Annotated in this window: 14 protein-coding genes; 4 read left to right on the top strand and 10 right to left on the bottom strand. The window is 56.0% G+C overall.

Annotated elements, in window-relative coordinates; genetic code table 11:
• Positions 1-12 precede the first annotated feature (12 nt).
• The 4 genes from MKleb_RS20145 to dapA all read right to left on the bottom strand — a co-directional run bounded on the left by MKleb_RS20145 (position 13) and on the right by dapA (position 3,751).
• Positions 13-879 (bottom strand): KPN_02809 family neutral zinc metallopeptidase, encoded by an 867-nt coding sequence (locus MKleb_RS20145; protein ID WP_014839185.1) that lies wholly within the window; start codon positions 877-879, stop codon positions 13-15.
• Between the two features lie 120 nt (positions 880-999).
• On the bottom strand, positions 1,000-1,713 hold the full coding sequence (gene purC, locus MKleb_RS20150) for a phosphoribosylaminoimidazolesuccinocarboxamide synthase (protein ID WP_004104417.1): 714 nt from the start codon (positions 1,711-1,713) through the stop codon (positions 1,000-1,002).
• Between the two features lie 108 nt (positions 1,714-1,821).
• Entirely contained in the window at positions 1,822-2,856 is a 1,035-nt protein-coding gene (gene bamC / locus MKleb_RS20155) for an outer membrane protein assembly factor BamC (RefSeq protein WP_004853085.1), read from the bottom strand.
• A 16-nt stretch (positions 2,857-2,872) separates the two neighbouring features.
• A complete protein-coding gene (dapA, locus tag MKleb_RS20160; protein WP_004853086.1) occupies positions 2,873-3,751 on the bottom strand; it encodes a 4-hydroxy-tetrahydrodipicolinate synthase in 879 nt (292 codons plus the stop codon).
• A 153-nt stretch (positions 3,752-3,904) separates the two neighbouring features.
• Between dapA and MKleb_RS20165 the strand changes: the two genes are divergently transcribed.
• Entirely contained in the window at positions 3,905-4,474 is a 570-nt protein-coding gene (locus tag MKleb_RS20165) for a glycine cleavage system transcriptional repressor (protein ID WP_004123480.1), read from the top strand.
• Positions 4,475-4,477: 3 nt separating this feature from the next.
• A complete protein-coding gene (gene bcp / locus MKleb_RS20170; RefSeq protein WP_004104423.1) occupies positions 4,478-4,948 on the top strand; it encodes a thioredoxin-dependent thiol peroxidase in 471 nt (156 codons plus the stop codon).
• 78 nt (positions 4,949-5,026) lie between these two features.
• Here the strand turns inward: bcp and MKleb_RS20175 are convergent, their stop codons facing one another.
• Positions 5,027-6,094: an AI-2E family transporter gene (locus MKleb_RS20175; protein ID WP_004123481.1), complete on the bottom strand. Its 1,068-nt coding sequence runs from the start codon at positions 6,092-6,094 to the stop codon at positions 5,027-5,029.
• A gap of 229 nt (positions 6,095-6,323) precedes the next feature.
• Between MKleb_RS20175 and bepA the strand changes: the two genes are divergently transcribed.
• The gene (gene bepA / locus MKleb_RS20180; RefSeq protein WP_004853093.1) at positions 6,324-7,787 is read left to right on the top strand and encodes a beta-barrel assembly-enhancing protease; all 1,464 of its coding nucleotides are present in this window, start codon (positions 6,324-6,326) and stop codon (positions 7,785-7,787) included.
• A gap of 9 nt (positions 7,788-7,796) precedes the next feature.
• A complete protein-coding gene (gene arsC / locus MKleb_RS20185) occupies positions 7,797-8,156 on the top strand; it encodes an arsenate reductase (glutaredoxin) (RefSeq protein WP_004853095.1) in 360 nt (119 codons plus the stop codon).
• Positions 8,157-8,182: 26 nt separating this feature from the next.
• Here the strand turns inward: arsC and MKleb_RS20190 are convergent, their stop codons facing one another.
• The 5 genes from MKleb_RS20190 to bglK all read right to left on the bottom strand — a co-directional run bounded on the left by MKleb_RS20190 (position 8,183) and on the right by bglK (position 13,507).
• The gene (locus MKleb_RS20190; protein ID WP_211800913.1) at positions 8,183-8,884 is read right to left on the bottom strand and encodes a DnaA inactivator Hda; all 702 of its coding nucleotides are present in this window, start codon (positions 8,882-8,884) and stop codon (positions 8,183-8,185) included.
• Between the two features lie 95 nt (positions 8,885-8,979).
• Positions 8,980-10,269, bottom strand: coding sequence for a uracil permease (uraA, locus tag MKleb_RS20195; RefSeq protein ID WP_004853099.1), 1,290 nt, complete (start codon positions 10,267-10,269; stop codon positions 8,980-8,982).
• 95 nt (positions 10,270-10,364) lie between these two features.
• Entirely contained in the window at positions 10,365-10,991 is a 627-nt protein-coding gene (gene upp / locus MKleb_RS20200) for a uracil phosphoribosyltransferase (RefSeq protein ID WP_217076155.1), read from the bottom strand.
• A 182-nt stretch (positions 10,992-11,173) separates the two neighbouring features.
• Complete coding sequence (locus MKleb_RS20205; protein ID WP_014230344.1) at positions 11,174-12,604, bottom strand: 6-phospho-beta-glucosidase; 1,431 nt, start codon at positions 12,602-12,604, stop codon at positions 11,174-11,176.
• Between the two features lie 9 nt (positions 12,605-12,613).
• Complete coding sequence (gene bglK, locus MKleb_RS20210) at positions 12,614-13,507, bottom strand: beta-glucoside kinase BglK (RefSeq protein WP_217076156.1); 894 nt, start codon at positions 13,505-13,507, stop codon at positions 12,614-12,616.
• Positions 13,508-13,521 lie beyond the last annotated feature (14 nt).

Below are 13,521 nucleotides of genomic sequence, written 5' to 3' on the forward strand. Positions count from 1 at the left end.
GACAACAGAGCATTACAGCGCGTTGCCGAAGGTGTTGCACTGCGCCGGGTCGCCGCTATCGAAACCGCGTTTAAACCAGGTATAGCGCTGCTGCGACGTTCCGTGGGTAAAGCTGTCCGGCACGACGCGCCCCTGGCTCTGCTGCTGCAGGCGATCGTCGCCAATCGCCTCTGCGGCATTCAGCGCTTCCTGCAGATCGCCGGTCTCCATGTAGTCTTGCTTCTGCATGTTGTAGCCCCAGACGCCGGCAAAGCAGTCCGCCTGTAGCTCCATTTTTACCGACAGACGGTTCGCTTCCGCCTGCGAAGCGTTTTGCTGCAGCTGGCGCACTTTCGATTCAATACCCAACAGCTTTTGTACGTGATGGCCAACCTCGTGGGCGATAACGTAACCCTGCGCGAAATCGCCGCCGGCGCCAAGCTTGTTTCTCATCTCATCGTAGAATGACAGGTCGATATACACCGTGCTGTCCGCAGGGCAGTAAAAAGGCCCCATGACCGATTGACCGGTGCCGCAGGCGGTCCGCGTCGCGCCGCGGTACATCACCAGTTTGGGCTGCGGATACTGACGGCCCATATCTTTAAAAATAGCGCCCCAGGTATCTTCCGTGTCCGCCAGAATCACCTTCGTGAATTTCGCGGCCTCTTCATCCTGCGGGCTAATGGAGCGTTGGGTGGTTTGCTGTTGAGATACCGGCTCGCCGGTCAGCATGCCGGTTAAATCCACGCCGTAATAGCCCGCCACCAGAACAATAATCAGCAGTACAATGCCGCCTTTACCGCTGGGGAGACGAAAACCGCCTCCGCCGCCCATCGGTGAACCAGATTGACCACGACGATCTTCCACATTGTCGCTCTCGCGACGTCCTTGCCAGCGCATAAGCACCTCAATTCATCATATTAACCAATGAATAAGATCGTAGGCGGTTCAGCGGAGGATTACCACAGGAAACAGCAAGAAGAGCGCCAGAAGAAGAAAACTTCTTCTGGCGTCGGGGGATTAGTCGAGCTTCACGCCCAGGCGATGAGCGACTTCTTCGTAGGCTTCAATCAGGCCGCCAAGGCTCTGGCGGAAGCGGTCTTTGTCCATTTTATCCATGGTTTTTTTATCCCACAGACGGCTGCCGTCCGGAGAGAATTCATCCCCCAGCACCACTTCGCCTTTGAACAAACCGAACTCCAGCTTGAAGTCCACCAGGATCAGGCCCGCATCGTCAAACAGCTTTTTCAGCACATCGTTAGCTTTGTAGGTCAGCTCCTGCATACGCGCCAGGTTCTCTTTGCTCACCCAGCCAAAGGTTTCGCAGTAGGATTCGTTGACCATCGGGTCGTGCATGGCGTCGTTCTTCAGGAACAGGTCGAACAGCGGCGGGTTCAGCTCGATGCCCTCTTCAATCCCTAAGCGTTTCACCAGCGAACCGGCAGCGCGGTTGCGCACCACGCACTCCACCGGCACCATATCCAGCTTTTTAACCAGACACTCGGTATCGGACAACAGCGCTTCCATCTGGGTCGGGATACCCGCTTCCGCCAGCTTGCTCATAATGAAATGGTTGAACTTGTTGTTCACCATGCCTTTACGATCGAACTGCTCAATGCGAGCGCCGTCCCCTGCTGACGTATCGTTACGGAATTCGAGTATCAACAGATCCGGGTTTTCGGTGCTGTATACCGTCTTCGCTTTACCACGATACAACTCAGCTTGCTTTTGCATCTTTGTCACTCCAGTGATGATTAACGATAAAAATTTGTGCTTTTCTGCCGACGCACACGTTTGCGTCACTATACATTAAAAAGGGCCGGATTGCTCCAGCCCTGTTAATTACTTACTTAATGCGGCCTGGAATACGGCGACCAGGGCATCATTTTGCGACTGCGTCAGCGTATGGCCTTTCGGGTCGATGAACTGCAGACTGCTGCGGTTATCGAGGTCCCCGACCTGCAGTTTATAATCGCCGGAAACCAGCTGCGGGTCGCGGGCGCCCAGATCGGTCCAGCCGCTGTCGGAAAGCGGTTTGTAGGTGACGGAGAAGCTGCCCTGAGAACGAGAGCTATCGGTGACCTTCATGCCCACTTTTTCCAGCGCGCCCGGCAGGCGTTGCCACACCAGGTTAAACGGCGCGCGAACGATCAGCATCGGCAGGCCGGTATCATCAGCGCCGCTCTGCACGTCGAAGGTCGCCCCGGCGTTTTTCTGCGCGGCGTTCTGCGCGCTGGTGGCGTTCAGATCCAGACCTTCGGAGATGACGTTCAGCATGGCGGTACTGTAGCGCTGCAGCGAAGCCGGATCGGCAACAGGTTTACCCGCCTGCTCCAGATTCACCAGCTTCACGATCACCGCCTGCTGATAGCCCTGCTGCTTAACTGAGATTTGATAGCGACCACGATACTGCTGGTCTTCATCGAGGCGATTCCATTCGACCCAGTCGGTATTCAGCGTCTGGCTGGCATCGTCGCGTTTCGCGATAGTGTAGTTTTTCGACTGCACGATGCTTGCCACCTGCGCCCACAGCGAACCGCTGCGCCCGTTTTCCACCATCAGCGTCGCGGTATCACCGTTAAACTGCGTACGCGCGCCGCTGACCAGCGCCAGTGGCTGGGCCGGCGGACGAATGTCCAGGGCTTTGCCAGTGTTACCGGTGCTGGTCGCAACCGGAATATTATAATCACCCACCTGAATCGGCAGGATCATCCCTGCTGGCGCGTGAAGTTCACTAAGCGGCGTAGCCTGCAAATAGGCCTCGTCGCCGCTCACCTGACGCTTGTAGCGCGAGTCAGAACTACAGGCCGCGAGGAGTAGAACCAGCGAAACACCCGCAACCTTCGCCAGGCGCGACTTCTGTACTGAGTAAGCCATCAAATCTCCCTAAACTTTACAGCAAACCGGCATGCTTCAGCGCTGCGGTCACAACCTTAATACCGTTTTCGGTAATCGGGGTCATCGGCAGGCGTAGCGTATCGGTCGCCACAAGACCCAACGCCTTACAGGCCCATTTGACCGGAATAGGGTTGGGTTCGACAAATAATTTGGTATGCAATGGCATCAGACGCTGGTTAATCGCACGAGCTTCGGCAAATTGACCTGCTAGCGCCAGTCGGCACATCTCGGCCATTTCGCGCGCCGCAACGTTTGTCGTTACGGAAATCACGCCATGACCGCCAAGCTGCATAAAGTCCATTCCGGTCGCGTCATCGCCGCTCAGCAGAATAAAGTCATCTGAAACCAGCTCTTTGATCTGATGAACGCGGCTTAAGTTCCCCGTCGCTTCCTTAATACCGATAATATTTTTAATTTCCGCCAGACGACCAACGGTTTCAGGCAGCATATCGCAACCGGTACGGGACGGCACATTATACAGGATTTGCGGCAGGTCAGTATGTTCTGCGATAGCTTTAAAGTGTTGGAACAGCCCTTCCTGGGTCGGACGGTTGTAATACGGCGTTACCGTCAGGCAGCCAACCACGCCGCTATCGTTAAATCGCTTGGTCAGGCTAATCGCCTCTGCGGTTGCATTTGCACCGGTACCGGCAATGACCGGGATACGCCCGTCGGCCAGCTCCAGCGTCTGCATCACCACATCACCATGCTCTTCATGGCTCAATGTTGCGGACTCTCCGGTAGTCCCTACCGAAACGATCGCCGAGGTTCCGCTGGCGACATGATAATCAATCAGTTTTTTCAGGCTTGACCGGCAGACGTTGCCGTTTTCATCCATTGGCGTGACAAGCGCTACAATACTTCCCGTAAACATGGGCCATCCTCAGAGCATAAGTGGGACAAGATTCTCAATGTTACGTTTGGAGTCGTAATAAAAGCAAGAGACCCGATGCCATCAGGGATGTTGTATGCCGGTTTTTTTTATGCTTTCCTAACGTTACCTCACCTTTTTAAAGGAAGAACAGGTTTGACAGCCTCATTACAACACTATCTGGTTATTACCGCGTTGGGTGCTGACCGCCCAGGCATCGTGAATACGATCACTCGTCACGTCAGCAGCTGCGGCTGTAATATTGAAGACAGTCGGCTGGCCATGCTTGGCGATGAGTTTACGTTTATCATGCTGCTTTCCGGCTCGTGGAATGCAATTAACCTGATTGAATCCACTCTGCCGCTGAAAGGCGCCGAGCTGGATCTGCTTATCGTGATGAAGCGTACAACCGCGAGACCGCCTCAGGCGATGCAGAACACCGTCTGGGTTCAGGTTGAGGTGCCGGATTCGCCGCATATCATTGAGCGGTTTACGGCGCTGTGCGATACGTGGAAAATGAACATTGCCGAGCTGGTTTCCCGCACTCAGCCCGGAGCGAACGACGAGTCAGCACAGCTTTTTATTCAAATCACCGCCCACAGCCCGACTACGCAAAATGCATCAAATATCGAACAAGCGTTCAAAGCCCTATGTACAGAACTGAATGCACAAGGCAGTATTAACATTGTTAATTATTCACAGCATGATGAACAGGATGGAGTTTGAGTGATGAACCCACTGAAAGCCGGTGATATTGCACCGAAATTTAGCTTACCGGACCAGGACGGCGAGGAAGTAAATTTGACCGACTTCCAGGGACAGCGTGTTCTGGTTTATTTTTATCCGAAAGCCATGACCCCGGGCTGCACCGTACAGGCGTGCGGTTTACGCGATAATATGGACGACCTGAAAAAAGCAGGCGTTGAAGTACTGGGTATCAGTACGGATAAACCAGAAAAACTCTCCCGTTTCGCCGAAAAAGAGCTGCTGAACTTCACTCTGCTGTCTGATGAAGATCATCAGGTATGCGAGCAGTTTGGTATCTGGGGTGAAAAAACCTTTATGGGGAAAACCTACGACGGTATCCATCGTATTAGCTTCCTCATCGACGCCAACGGCAAAATCGAACATGTGTTTGATGATTTCAAAACCAGCAATCACCACGACGTGGTGCTGAACTGGCTGAAAGAAAACGCCTGACGCTAAGATAAACGCAAGACGCCGGGTCGTTCTCAACCACCCGGCGTCTTTTTTTAGGGCATTCCTTGCGGCTTAGCGCTAATGCTCGTCTTCCACTATCAGGCCATCCGGCCAGGCGTGCACCACCGCTTTGATGAGCGTCGCCAGCGGAATAGCGAAGAACACGCCCCAGAATCCCCACAGACCGCCAAAAATAACCACCGACAGAATAATCACCAGCGGATGCAGGTTAACGGCTTCCGAGAAGAGTACCGGCACCAGCAGGTTGCCATCCAGCGCCTGAATAATCAGGTACACCGCAAACAGGCTCCAGAACTCGGTTCCCGCGCCAAACTGGAACAGCGCCACGCCCACCACCGGAATGGTGACCACAAACGCGCCGATATAGGGGATTAATACCGAGAACCCTACCAGCACCGCCAGCAGCAGCGAATAGTTGAGGCCAAAAAGGATAAAGCCAATCCACGTCGCCACGCCGACGACGATCATTTCCAGCACCTTACCGCGAATATAGTTGGTAATTTGCTGGTTCATCTCTTTCCATACCTGCCCGGCCAGGCCGCGGTTGCGCGGCAGCACCCGGCGTACGGCGTTAAGCATCTGCTCTTTATCTTTCAGCAGAAAGAAAACCATCAGCGGCACCAGCACCAGATAGACCGCCAGGGTCAGCAGCCCGACCAGAGAGGCCAGCGAATATTTCACCACCGAGTCGCCGACGGTTAACATGCGGCTGCGCATATTCTCCGCCATCGCGTCGATAATGCCGGCATCCATGAGGGCCGGATAACGGCGCGGCACCGTGGCGGCGAAATCGGAAAGCTTATTCAGCATCCCGGGCATATCGCGAATCAGATAAATGCCCTGCTGCCAGGCAACCGGCATCACCACAAACGCCATCAGCAGCAGAATGCCGACGAACAGAATCAGAACGACCGAGGTGGCCCAGGTACGTGAAAACCCGATACGCTCCAGTCTGACGGTGGGCCACTCCAGCAGATAGGCCAGAACAATCGACACTAACAAAGGTGCCAGCAGGCCGCTGAAGAAAAACATAATGCCGAACCCAGCCAGCAAAATGACCAGCAGCGCTATCGCCTCCGGGTCGCTGAACCGACGACGGTACCACTGCATTAACATCTGGAGCATAAAACCCTTCCCTGAAGAGCGGAGCTGTAACAATCTCAGGAATTGTATCGAAATGTCACAAAAAAGACTTCGCTTTTTATGGGTAAAACCACAAACATTACTGGCCGGATGAATATCATATTTGCAACGCCGCGAACGACGGCTAAACTCGCTGGACCTGCTTGCGGTCAGGGAACATTACGCCGCACAATCGGTCAAACTGGCACACCTACATTACAGGACAGAGGTTATGTTCAGGCAGTTGAAGAAAACGCTGGTGGCGACCGTCATAGCGTCGCTGACGCTGGGTTCAATATTACCTGCTTTTGCCGATACCGCAGACACTCTGCCGGACATGGGCACCTCCGCAGGAAGCACGCTCTCCATCGGCCAGGAAATGCAGATGGGAGATTACTACGTGCGCCAGCTGCGCGGCAGCGCGCCGTTAATCAACGATCCGCTGCTGGTGCAGTATATTAACGGTTTAGGCATGCGCCTGGTGTCGCACGCCAATTCCGTTCGCACCCCGTTCCACTTTTATCTGATTAATAACGATCAAATAAACGCCTTTGCTTTCTTCGGCGGTAACGTCGTACTGCACTCGGCCCTGTTCCGCTACTCGGATAATGAAAGCGAGCTGGCGTCGGTAATGGCGCACGAAATTTCTCACGTCACCCAGCGCCATCTCGCCCGCGCGATGGAAGACCAAAAGCGTAACGCTCCGCTGACCTGGGTCGGCGCGCTGGGCTCGATTCTGCTGGCGATGGCCAGCCCGCAGGCCGGGATGGCCGCGCTGACCGGCACCCTGGCGGGCAGCCAGCAGGGGCTGATCAGCTTTACCCGTCAAAACGAAGAAGAGGCCGACCGCATTGGCATTCAGGTCCTTCAGCGCTCCGGGTTCGACCCGCAGGCGATGCCGGCGTTTATGGGTAAGCTGCTCGACGAGTCGCGCTACTCCACCCGGCCGCCGGAAATGCTGCTGACCCACCCCTTACCGGAAAGCCGTCTCGCCGACGCCCGCAACCGTGCGAACCAGATGCGCCCGGTTGTCGTGCAGTCCTCCGCTGACTTCTACCTGGCGAAGGCCAGAACGCTGGGCATGTACACCTCCGGCGACAATAAGCTGGGCAACGACCTGCTGAGCAGCTGGGAAAAAGGCAATATTCGCGAGCAGCACGCCGCCCAGTACGGCCGCGCGCTGCTGGCCATGGGCAATAACAATTACGATCTGGCGCGCAAAACGCTGCAGCCGCTGCTTAGCGCCGAACCGCAGAACGCCTGGTACCTTGACCTGGCGACCGATATCGATCTCGGGCAAAAGAGAGCCACAGACGCGATTAATCGCCTGAAGGGCGCCCGCGAGCTGCGTACTAATCCGGTGCTGCAGCTCAACCTCGCCAACGCACTGCTGGAAGGCGGGCAGCCGGGGGAAGCGGCGACGATCCTTAACCGCTATACCTTCAATAATAAAGATGACGTCAATGGTTGGGATTTGCTGGCGCAAGCGGAAGCTAAACTGGGAAATCGCGATCAGGAGCTGGCAGCCCGAGCGGAAGGCATGGCGCTGGTTGGCCGACTCGATCAGGCCATTACCCTGCTCAGCAGCGCCAGCTCACAGGTAAAATTAGGCAGCCTGCAGCAGGCCCGCTACGATGCGCGTATCGATCAGCTGCGTCAGCTGCAGGAACGCTTCAAACCGTACCAGAAAATGTAAGGAGACCTCATGTCCGATACGGTCAAAATCTATCACAACCCGCGCTGCTCCAAGAGTCGCGACACGCTGAGCCTGCTGAAGGCTAACGGCATCGACCCCGAAGTGGTGCTCTATCTGGAGACGCCGCCGGATGCCGCCACGCTGCGCCAGCTGCTGAAGATGTTGGGGATGGCCAGCGCGCGCGACTTAATGCGCCAGAAAGAAGATCTCTATAAATCCCTCGATCTCGCTAACCCGCAGCTGAGCGAAGATGCGCTGATCCAGGCGATGGTTGATAATCCAAAGCTGATTGAACGGCCTATCGTCGTTAGCCACGGCGAGGCCCGTATCGGTCGCCCGCCGGAGCAGGTTCTGGAAATCGTTAACTAAGTTGTTGATCCTCAGGCCGCGGCCCGCTAAAGCTTGAGGATCTCTTTCACGAAAGGAATGGTCAGCTTGCGCTGGGCGGTAATGGAAGCGCGATCGAGCTGATCGAGCGTCATAAACAGCGAACGCATTTCGCGATCCAGCCGCTTAAGCAGGAACCGACAGACGTCTTCCGGCATTTCGAAACCGCGCAGTCTGGCGCGAAGCTGAAGCGCCTGGAGTTTGTCTTCATCCGACAGCGGCTGCAGCTTGTAGATTTGCCCCCAGTCAAGACGCGAAGCCAGATCCGGCAGGCCAAGCTTGAGCTGGCGCGGCGGTCGGTCGCCGGTAATCAACAGCCGGGTTTTACCGGACTCGAGAATGCGGTTGTAGAGGTCGAAAATCGCCATTTCCCACAGTTCATCGCCCGCTACGCACTCAATATTATCGATACAAACCAGCGACAGGTGCTCCATCCCGTCCAGCACTTCAGGAACAAACCACGTCCGTTTATCCAGAGGTACGTAGCCCACCGCATCGCCGCGCTGAGAGAGCTCCGCGCAGGCCGCGTGCAGGAGATGGCTGCGCCCCGCCCCTTCGCGTGACCAGATGTAGATGTATCCGCTATGTTCCTGCCGCAGCACGTTCTGAAGGGCGGCAAGAAGAGAAGGGTTATCGCCCGGCCAGAAACTCGCGAAAGTTTCATCATCGGGAAGATACAGTGGCAAAGAGAGCTGTGCCGGTGCGTTCAGATGGACCTCAACATAGGCTTGCAGAAAAACGCGGAGAGTTTAGCACAGAAATACGCAAGGAGAGAACCGGGCAGGATCGCCGCCCGGTATAAGGATCAATGTTTTGCTTCTTCGCTATCCGCAGCGTCGAGAACCACCTCTTCCGGACGCAGCACGCTAATCAGTTTGAAGATCAGGCTCAGCCCGACGCCAACGATGGTCGCCAGCGCCATGCCTTTCAGCTCGGCGGCGCCGATATGCACTTTTGCCCCGCTGACGCCGATGATCAGGATAACGGAGGTCAGAATCAGGTTCTGCGCCTTGTTGTAATCAACTTTAGATTCGATCAGCACGCGGATACCCGAAGCGCCGATAACCCCGTACAGCAGCAGCGAGACGCCGCCCATTACCGGCAGCGGGATAATCTGGATCGCCGCCGCCAGCTTGCCGACGCAGGAGAGCAGAATCGCGATGATCGCCGCGCCGCCGATAACCCAGGTGCTGTAGACGCGGGTGATCGCCATCACGCCAATGTTCTCGCCGTAGGTGGTGTTTGGCGTGGAGCCAAAGAAGCCGGAGATCACCGTAGACAGGCCGTTGGCAAACATTGAACGATGCAGGCCCGGATCGCGGATCAGATCTTTTTTGACGATATTGGCCGTGACTACCAGATGTCCAACGTGCTCGGCGATCACCACCAGCGCGGCGGGGAGAATGGTGAAAATCGCAAACCATTCAAAGCGCGGGGTGTAGAAGGTCGGCAGCGCGAACCAGTGGGCCTCGGCGATGGGCGTGGTATCGACGACGCCCATCACGAAGGAGAGCGCGTAGCCGACCAGGACGCCGATTAAAATCGGGATAATCGCCAGGAAACCGCGGAACAGCACCGAACCGAAAACCGTCACCGCCAGCGTCACCATCGAAATAATAATGGTTTTGCTGTCCGGCGATTGCCCGTCAGCGGGCAGCAGACCGGCCATATTCGCCGCCACGCCCGCCAGCTCCAGGCCGATAACCGCGACAATCGCGCCCATCGCTGCCGGTGGGAACATCACGTCCAGCCAGCCGGTTCCGGCCTTTTTGACAATAAAGGAGACGATGCAAAACAGCACGCCGCACATGATAAAGCCGCCGAGAGCGACTTCGTAGCCCAGCGGCAGCAGAAGCAGCACCGGGGAGATAAACGCAAAGCTCGATCCGAGATAAGCCGGAATTTTGCCTTTGCAGATGAAAAGATATAACAGCGTTCCGATGCCGTTAAACAGCAGTACCGTGGCCGGGTTGATATGGAACAGAACGGGCACCAGTACCGTTGCGCCAAACATGGCGAACAGATGTTGCAAACTAAGCGGGATTGTCTGTAAAAGCGGCGGTCTTTCACTCACCCCGATAGCACGGCGCGTCATGGCATTTTCCTCTGAGAGTCGTTTGTTGATTGCTGTTGGTGTGTTTTATTCAAAAAAAAGCCGACTCTCAAAGTCGGCTTTTTCTACTTCATCATTTATTTCGTACCAAAAATCTTATCGCCGGCGTCGCCGAGCCCCGGAATAATGTATCCGTGCTCGTTCAGGCCCTGGTCGATGGACGCGGTGTACAGCTCAACGTCCGGATGCGCTTTCTCCAGCGCGGCGATGCCTTCCGGCGCCGCCACCAGAACCAGCACCTTAATGCTGGAGCAGCCCGCTTTTTTCAGCAGGTCGATGGTGGCGATCATGGAGCCGCCGGTCGCCAGCATCGGGTCAACCACCAGCGCCATGCGTTCGTCGATGTTGGATACCAGCTTCTGGAAGTAAGGCACCGGCTCAAGGGTCTCTTCGTTACGATAGATGCCCACCACGCTGATACGCGCGCTCGGCACGTGCTCAAGCACGCCTTCCATCATCCCCAGACCCGCGCGCAGAATCGGCACTACGGTAATTTTCTTGCCTTTGATCTGCTCAATTTCTCCCGGGCCGTTCCAGCCTTCGATGGTGACTTTTTCGGTCGCCAGATCGGAAGTAGCTTCATAAGTCAGTAAGCTGCCAACTTCTGAGGCGAGTTCACGGAAGCGTTTGGTGCTGATGTCGTGCTCACGCATCAGGCCCAGCTTGTGTTTGACGAGTGGGTGTTTCACTTCCACGATCTTCATTCTCTTTCTCCTCTGAGGGGCAGCCACAAAAAAAATCGCCGGATTATACCGCCTTTTTCCTTTTACGCCATAGCCGATATGTTTGACCGGGATCAACCAAAATGCTTTACGCTGCCTGAGCCAGTATAAGACAAAATAAAAAAACCCCGCGAAGGCGGGGCTGAATGGGGCTTTACGGCCGTTTATAGCTTTTCGCCGTTGCTGCCGATAACCTGCTGATACCAGGCAAAAGATTTCTTACGGCTACGCGCCAGCGTGCCGTTGCCCTCATTATCTTTATCCACGTAGATAAAGCCGTAGCGTTTTTTCATCTCACCGGTTCCCGCGGAAACCAGGTCGATACAGCCCCACGGGGTATAGCCCATCAGGTCGACGCCATCCTCAACAACCGCTTTTTTCATTTCGGCGATATGGGCGGAAAGGTAGTCAATACGATACTGGTCATCCACCGAGCCGTCCGCTTCGCGCACGTCGATGGCGCCAAAGCCGTTCTCCACAATAAACAGCGGCAGCTGGTAATGATCCCAGAACCAGTTCAGGGAGTAGCGCAGCCCGACCGGATCAATCTGCCAGCCCCAGTCTGACTTCTGCACGTACGGGTTGGAAACCAGGCTCTTGCTTTCATCGTAATCCAGCTGCGGATTATCATCCGTTGCTTTCGTGGCGAACGACATATAGTAGCTAAAGCCGATATAGTCGACGCAGCCCTGAGTCAGCGCCACGCGGTCTTCTTCGGTGATGTCCAGCGCAAAACCGCGACGCTCGAAGTAGTTCAGCAGGTGCTGCGGATAGCGGCCGCGCACGTGAACGTCGGTAAACCAGTAGCGGCGATGCATGGCGTTCATCGCCATCATCATATCGTTGGGCGCGCAGCTCAGCGGGTAAATCGGACACATGGCTATCATGCAGCCAATCTGCAATGACGGGTTAATTTCGCGGGCGGCTTTAACCGCCAGCGCGCTGGCGACCAGCTCATAGTGCGCCGCCTGAAACATGACCGGCTCGCGGTCCTCCCCCGGCAGATATTTCAGTCCGGAGTTGGTGAACGGCGCAAAATCTTCGTGGAAGTTGGCCTGGTTATTGATCTCATTGAAGGTCATCCAGTACTTCACTTTGTGCTGGTAGCGGGTAAATACCACCCGGGCAAAGCGGACGAAGAAATCAATCAGTTTACGGTTACGCCAGCCGCCGTACTCCGTCACCAGATGGTACGGCATTTCGAAGTGGGAGAGCGTAATCACCGGCTCAATACCGTGCTTCAGGCACTCATCGAACAGGTCGTCGTAAAACTGCAGCCCGGCCTCGTTAGGTTCTTGCTCATCGCCCAGCGGAAAGATGCGCGTCCAGGCAATAGAGGTGCGGAAGCATTTGAAGCCCATTTCGGCAAACAGCCGAATGTCGTCTTTATAGCGATGATAAAAATCGATCGCTTCGTGGTTGGGGTAGTTTTTCCCCGGCAGCACGCCATCGGTGATTTCGCGCGGTACGCCGTGCGCGCCTGCGGTCATCACGTCGGCGACGCTCACCCCTTTACCGCCCTCTTTCCAGCCGCCTTCCAGCTGATGCGCCGCCACCGCGCCGCCCCACAGAAAACCTTCTTTAAATCCGGACATGTTCTCTCCCTATGCGCAGTCGCCGCTCTGCGACCGGTAATGCTGATTGAAATGGTAAACCGCGCCTACCAGCCCGGCATCGTTGCCGTGGCTGACGGTGTCGATATATTCCGCAATGCCAAACCAGGCCAGATGTTCGCGCAGCAGCGCCAGAAAGCCCGGTCGTTCCACAATCCCGCCGCCGATCAAAATCGTTTGCGGGTCGAATAAGTTGACGAGGTTGTAAAGCCCGGTACCCAGGCCGTTAAAGAATTCAGCGACCAGACGTCGACAGGTGGCGTCGCCCGCATCGTAGCGGTCAAAAATCTCTTCGCCAGTGACGTCATCCAGCGCCTTGCCGATATGTTCAGCGTAGCGATGGCGCAGCACGCGCAGCGTGCAGTTTTCGTTCATCGAATAGCGCCGCACATCGCGGGTGCCCGGACGCGCGGTTTGCATATAGCCGAACTCGCCGGCGCGGAAGCGCGCGCCGTGGACCAGCTGGTTATTACAAAAAATCGCCCCGCCGATGCCGGTGCCGATGGTCAGGACCAGAAAGTTGCTCATGTCGGCGGCTTTACCCCGCCAGCGCTCGGCCAGCAGCACGCAGTTAGCATCATTCTCAATGGCCACGGGCAGCCGCACCTGCTGCTCAAGCCAGCGCTTGATGGCGAAGTTATCGAATTTACGGATGGCGCCGCCCATTTCGATAAAGCCGGTGTGCGGGTTAACGTAGCCGGGCGCGCTGATTGCCACCCCTTCACACGCCGGGTGAGCGGCGATCCACGCCAGCATCGCCTGCAGGATTTGGTCGCCGTCGCTGTCGACGATGTTCTGCTTTCCTTTCTCCAGCAGCGTGCCTTCGCGCGTCATTACCCCCATTTTTAACGCCGTGCCACCGATATCAAATGCGGCAATGTTCATCCTCAGCTTTCCTC

Source organism: Klebsiella sp. PL-2018 (assembly GCF_019048985.1).
GTDB lineage: Bacteria > Pseudomonadota > Gammaproteobacteria > Enterobacterales > Enterobacteriaceae > Klebsiella > Klebsiella michiganensis.

Bases quoted from the DNA above. Each gene is read 5' to 3' on its own strand.
- MKleb_RS20145 (WP_014839185.1), bottom strand. From the start codon at position 879: ATGCGCTGGCAAGGACGTCGCGAGAGCGACAATGTGGAAGATCGTCGT.
- bepA (WP_004853093.1), top strand. From the start codon at position 6,324: ATGTTCAGGCAGTTGAAGAAAACGCTGGTGGCGACCGTCATAGCGTCG.
- uraA (WP_004853099.1), bottom strand. From the start codon at position 10,269: ATGACGCGCCGTGCTATCGGGGTGAGTGAAAGACCGCCGCTTTTACAG.
- bamC (WP_004853085.1), bottom strand. From the start codon at position 2,856: ATGGCTTACTCAGTACAGAAGTCGCGCCTGGCGAAGGTTGCGGGTGTT.
- bcp (WP_004104423.1), top strand. From the start codon at position 4,478: ATGAACCCACTGAAAGCCGGTGATATTGCACCGAAATTTAGCTTACCG.
- MKleb_RS20205 (WP_014230344.1), bottom strand. From the start codon at position 12,604: ATGTCCGGATTTAAAGAAGGTTTTCTGTGGGGCGGCGCGGTGGCGGCG.
- upp (WP_217076155.1), bottom strand. From the start codon at position 10,991: ATGAAGATCGTGGAAGTGAAACACCCACTCGTCAAACACAAGCTGGGC.
- purC (WP_004104417.1), bottom strand. From the start codon at position 1,713: ATGCAAAAGCAAGCTGAGTTGTATCGTGGTAAAGCGAAGACGGTATAC.
- dapA (WP_004853086.1), bottom strand. From the start codon at position 3,751: ATGTTTACGGGAAGTATTGTAGCGCTTGTCACGCCAATGGATGAAAAC.
- bglK (WP_217076156.1), bottom strand. From the start codon at position 13,507: ATGAACATTGCCGCATTTGATATCGGTGGCACGGCGTTAAAAATGGGG.
- MKleb_RS20175 (WP_004123481.1), bottom strand. From the start codon at position 6,094: ATGCTCCAGATGTTAATGCAGTGGTACCGTCGTCGGTTCAGCGACCCG.
- arsC (WP_004853095.1), top strand. From the start codon at position 7,797: ATGTCCGATACGGTCAAAATCTATCACAACCCGCGCTGCTCCAAGAGT.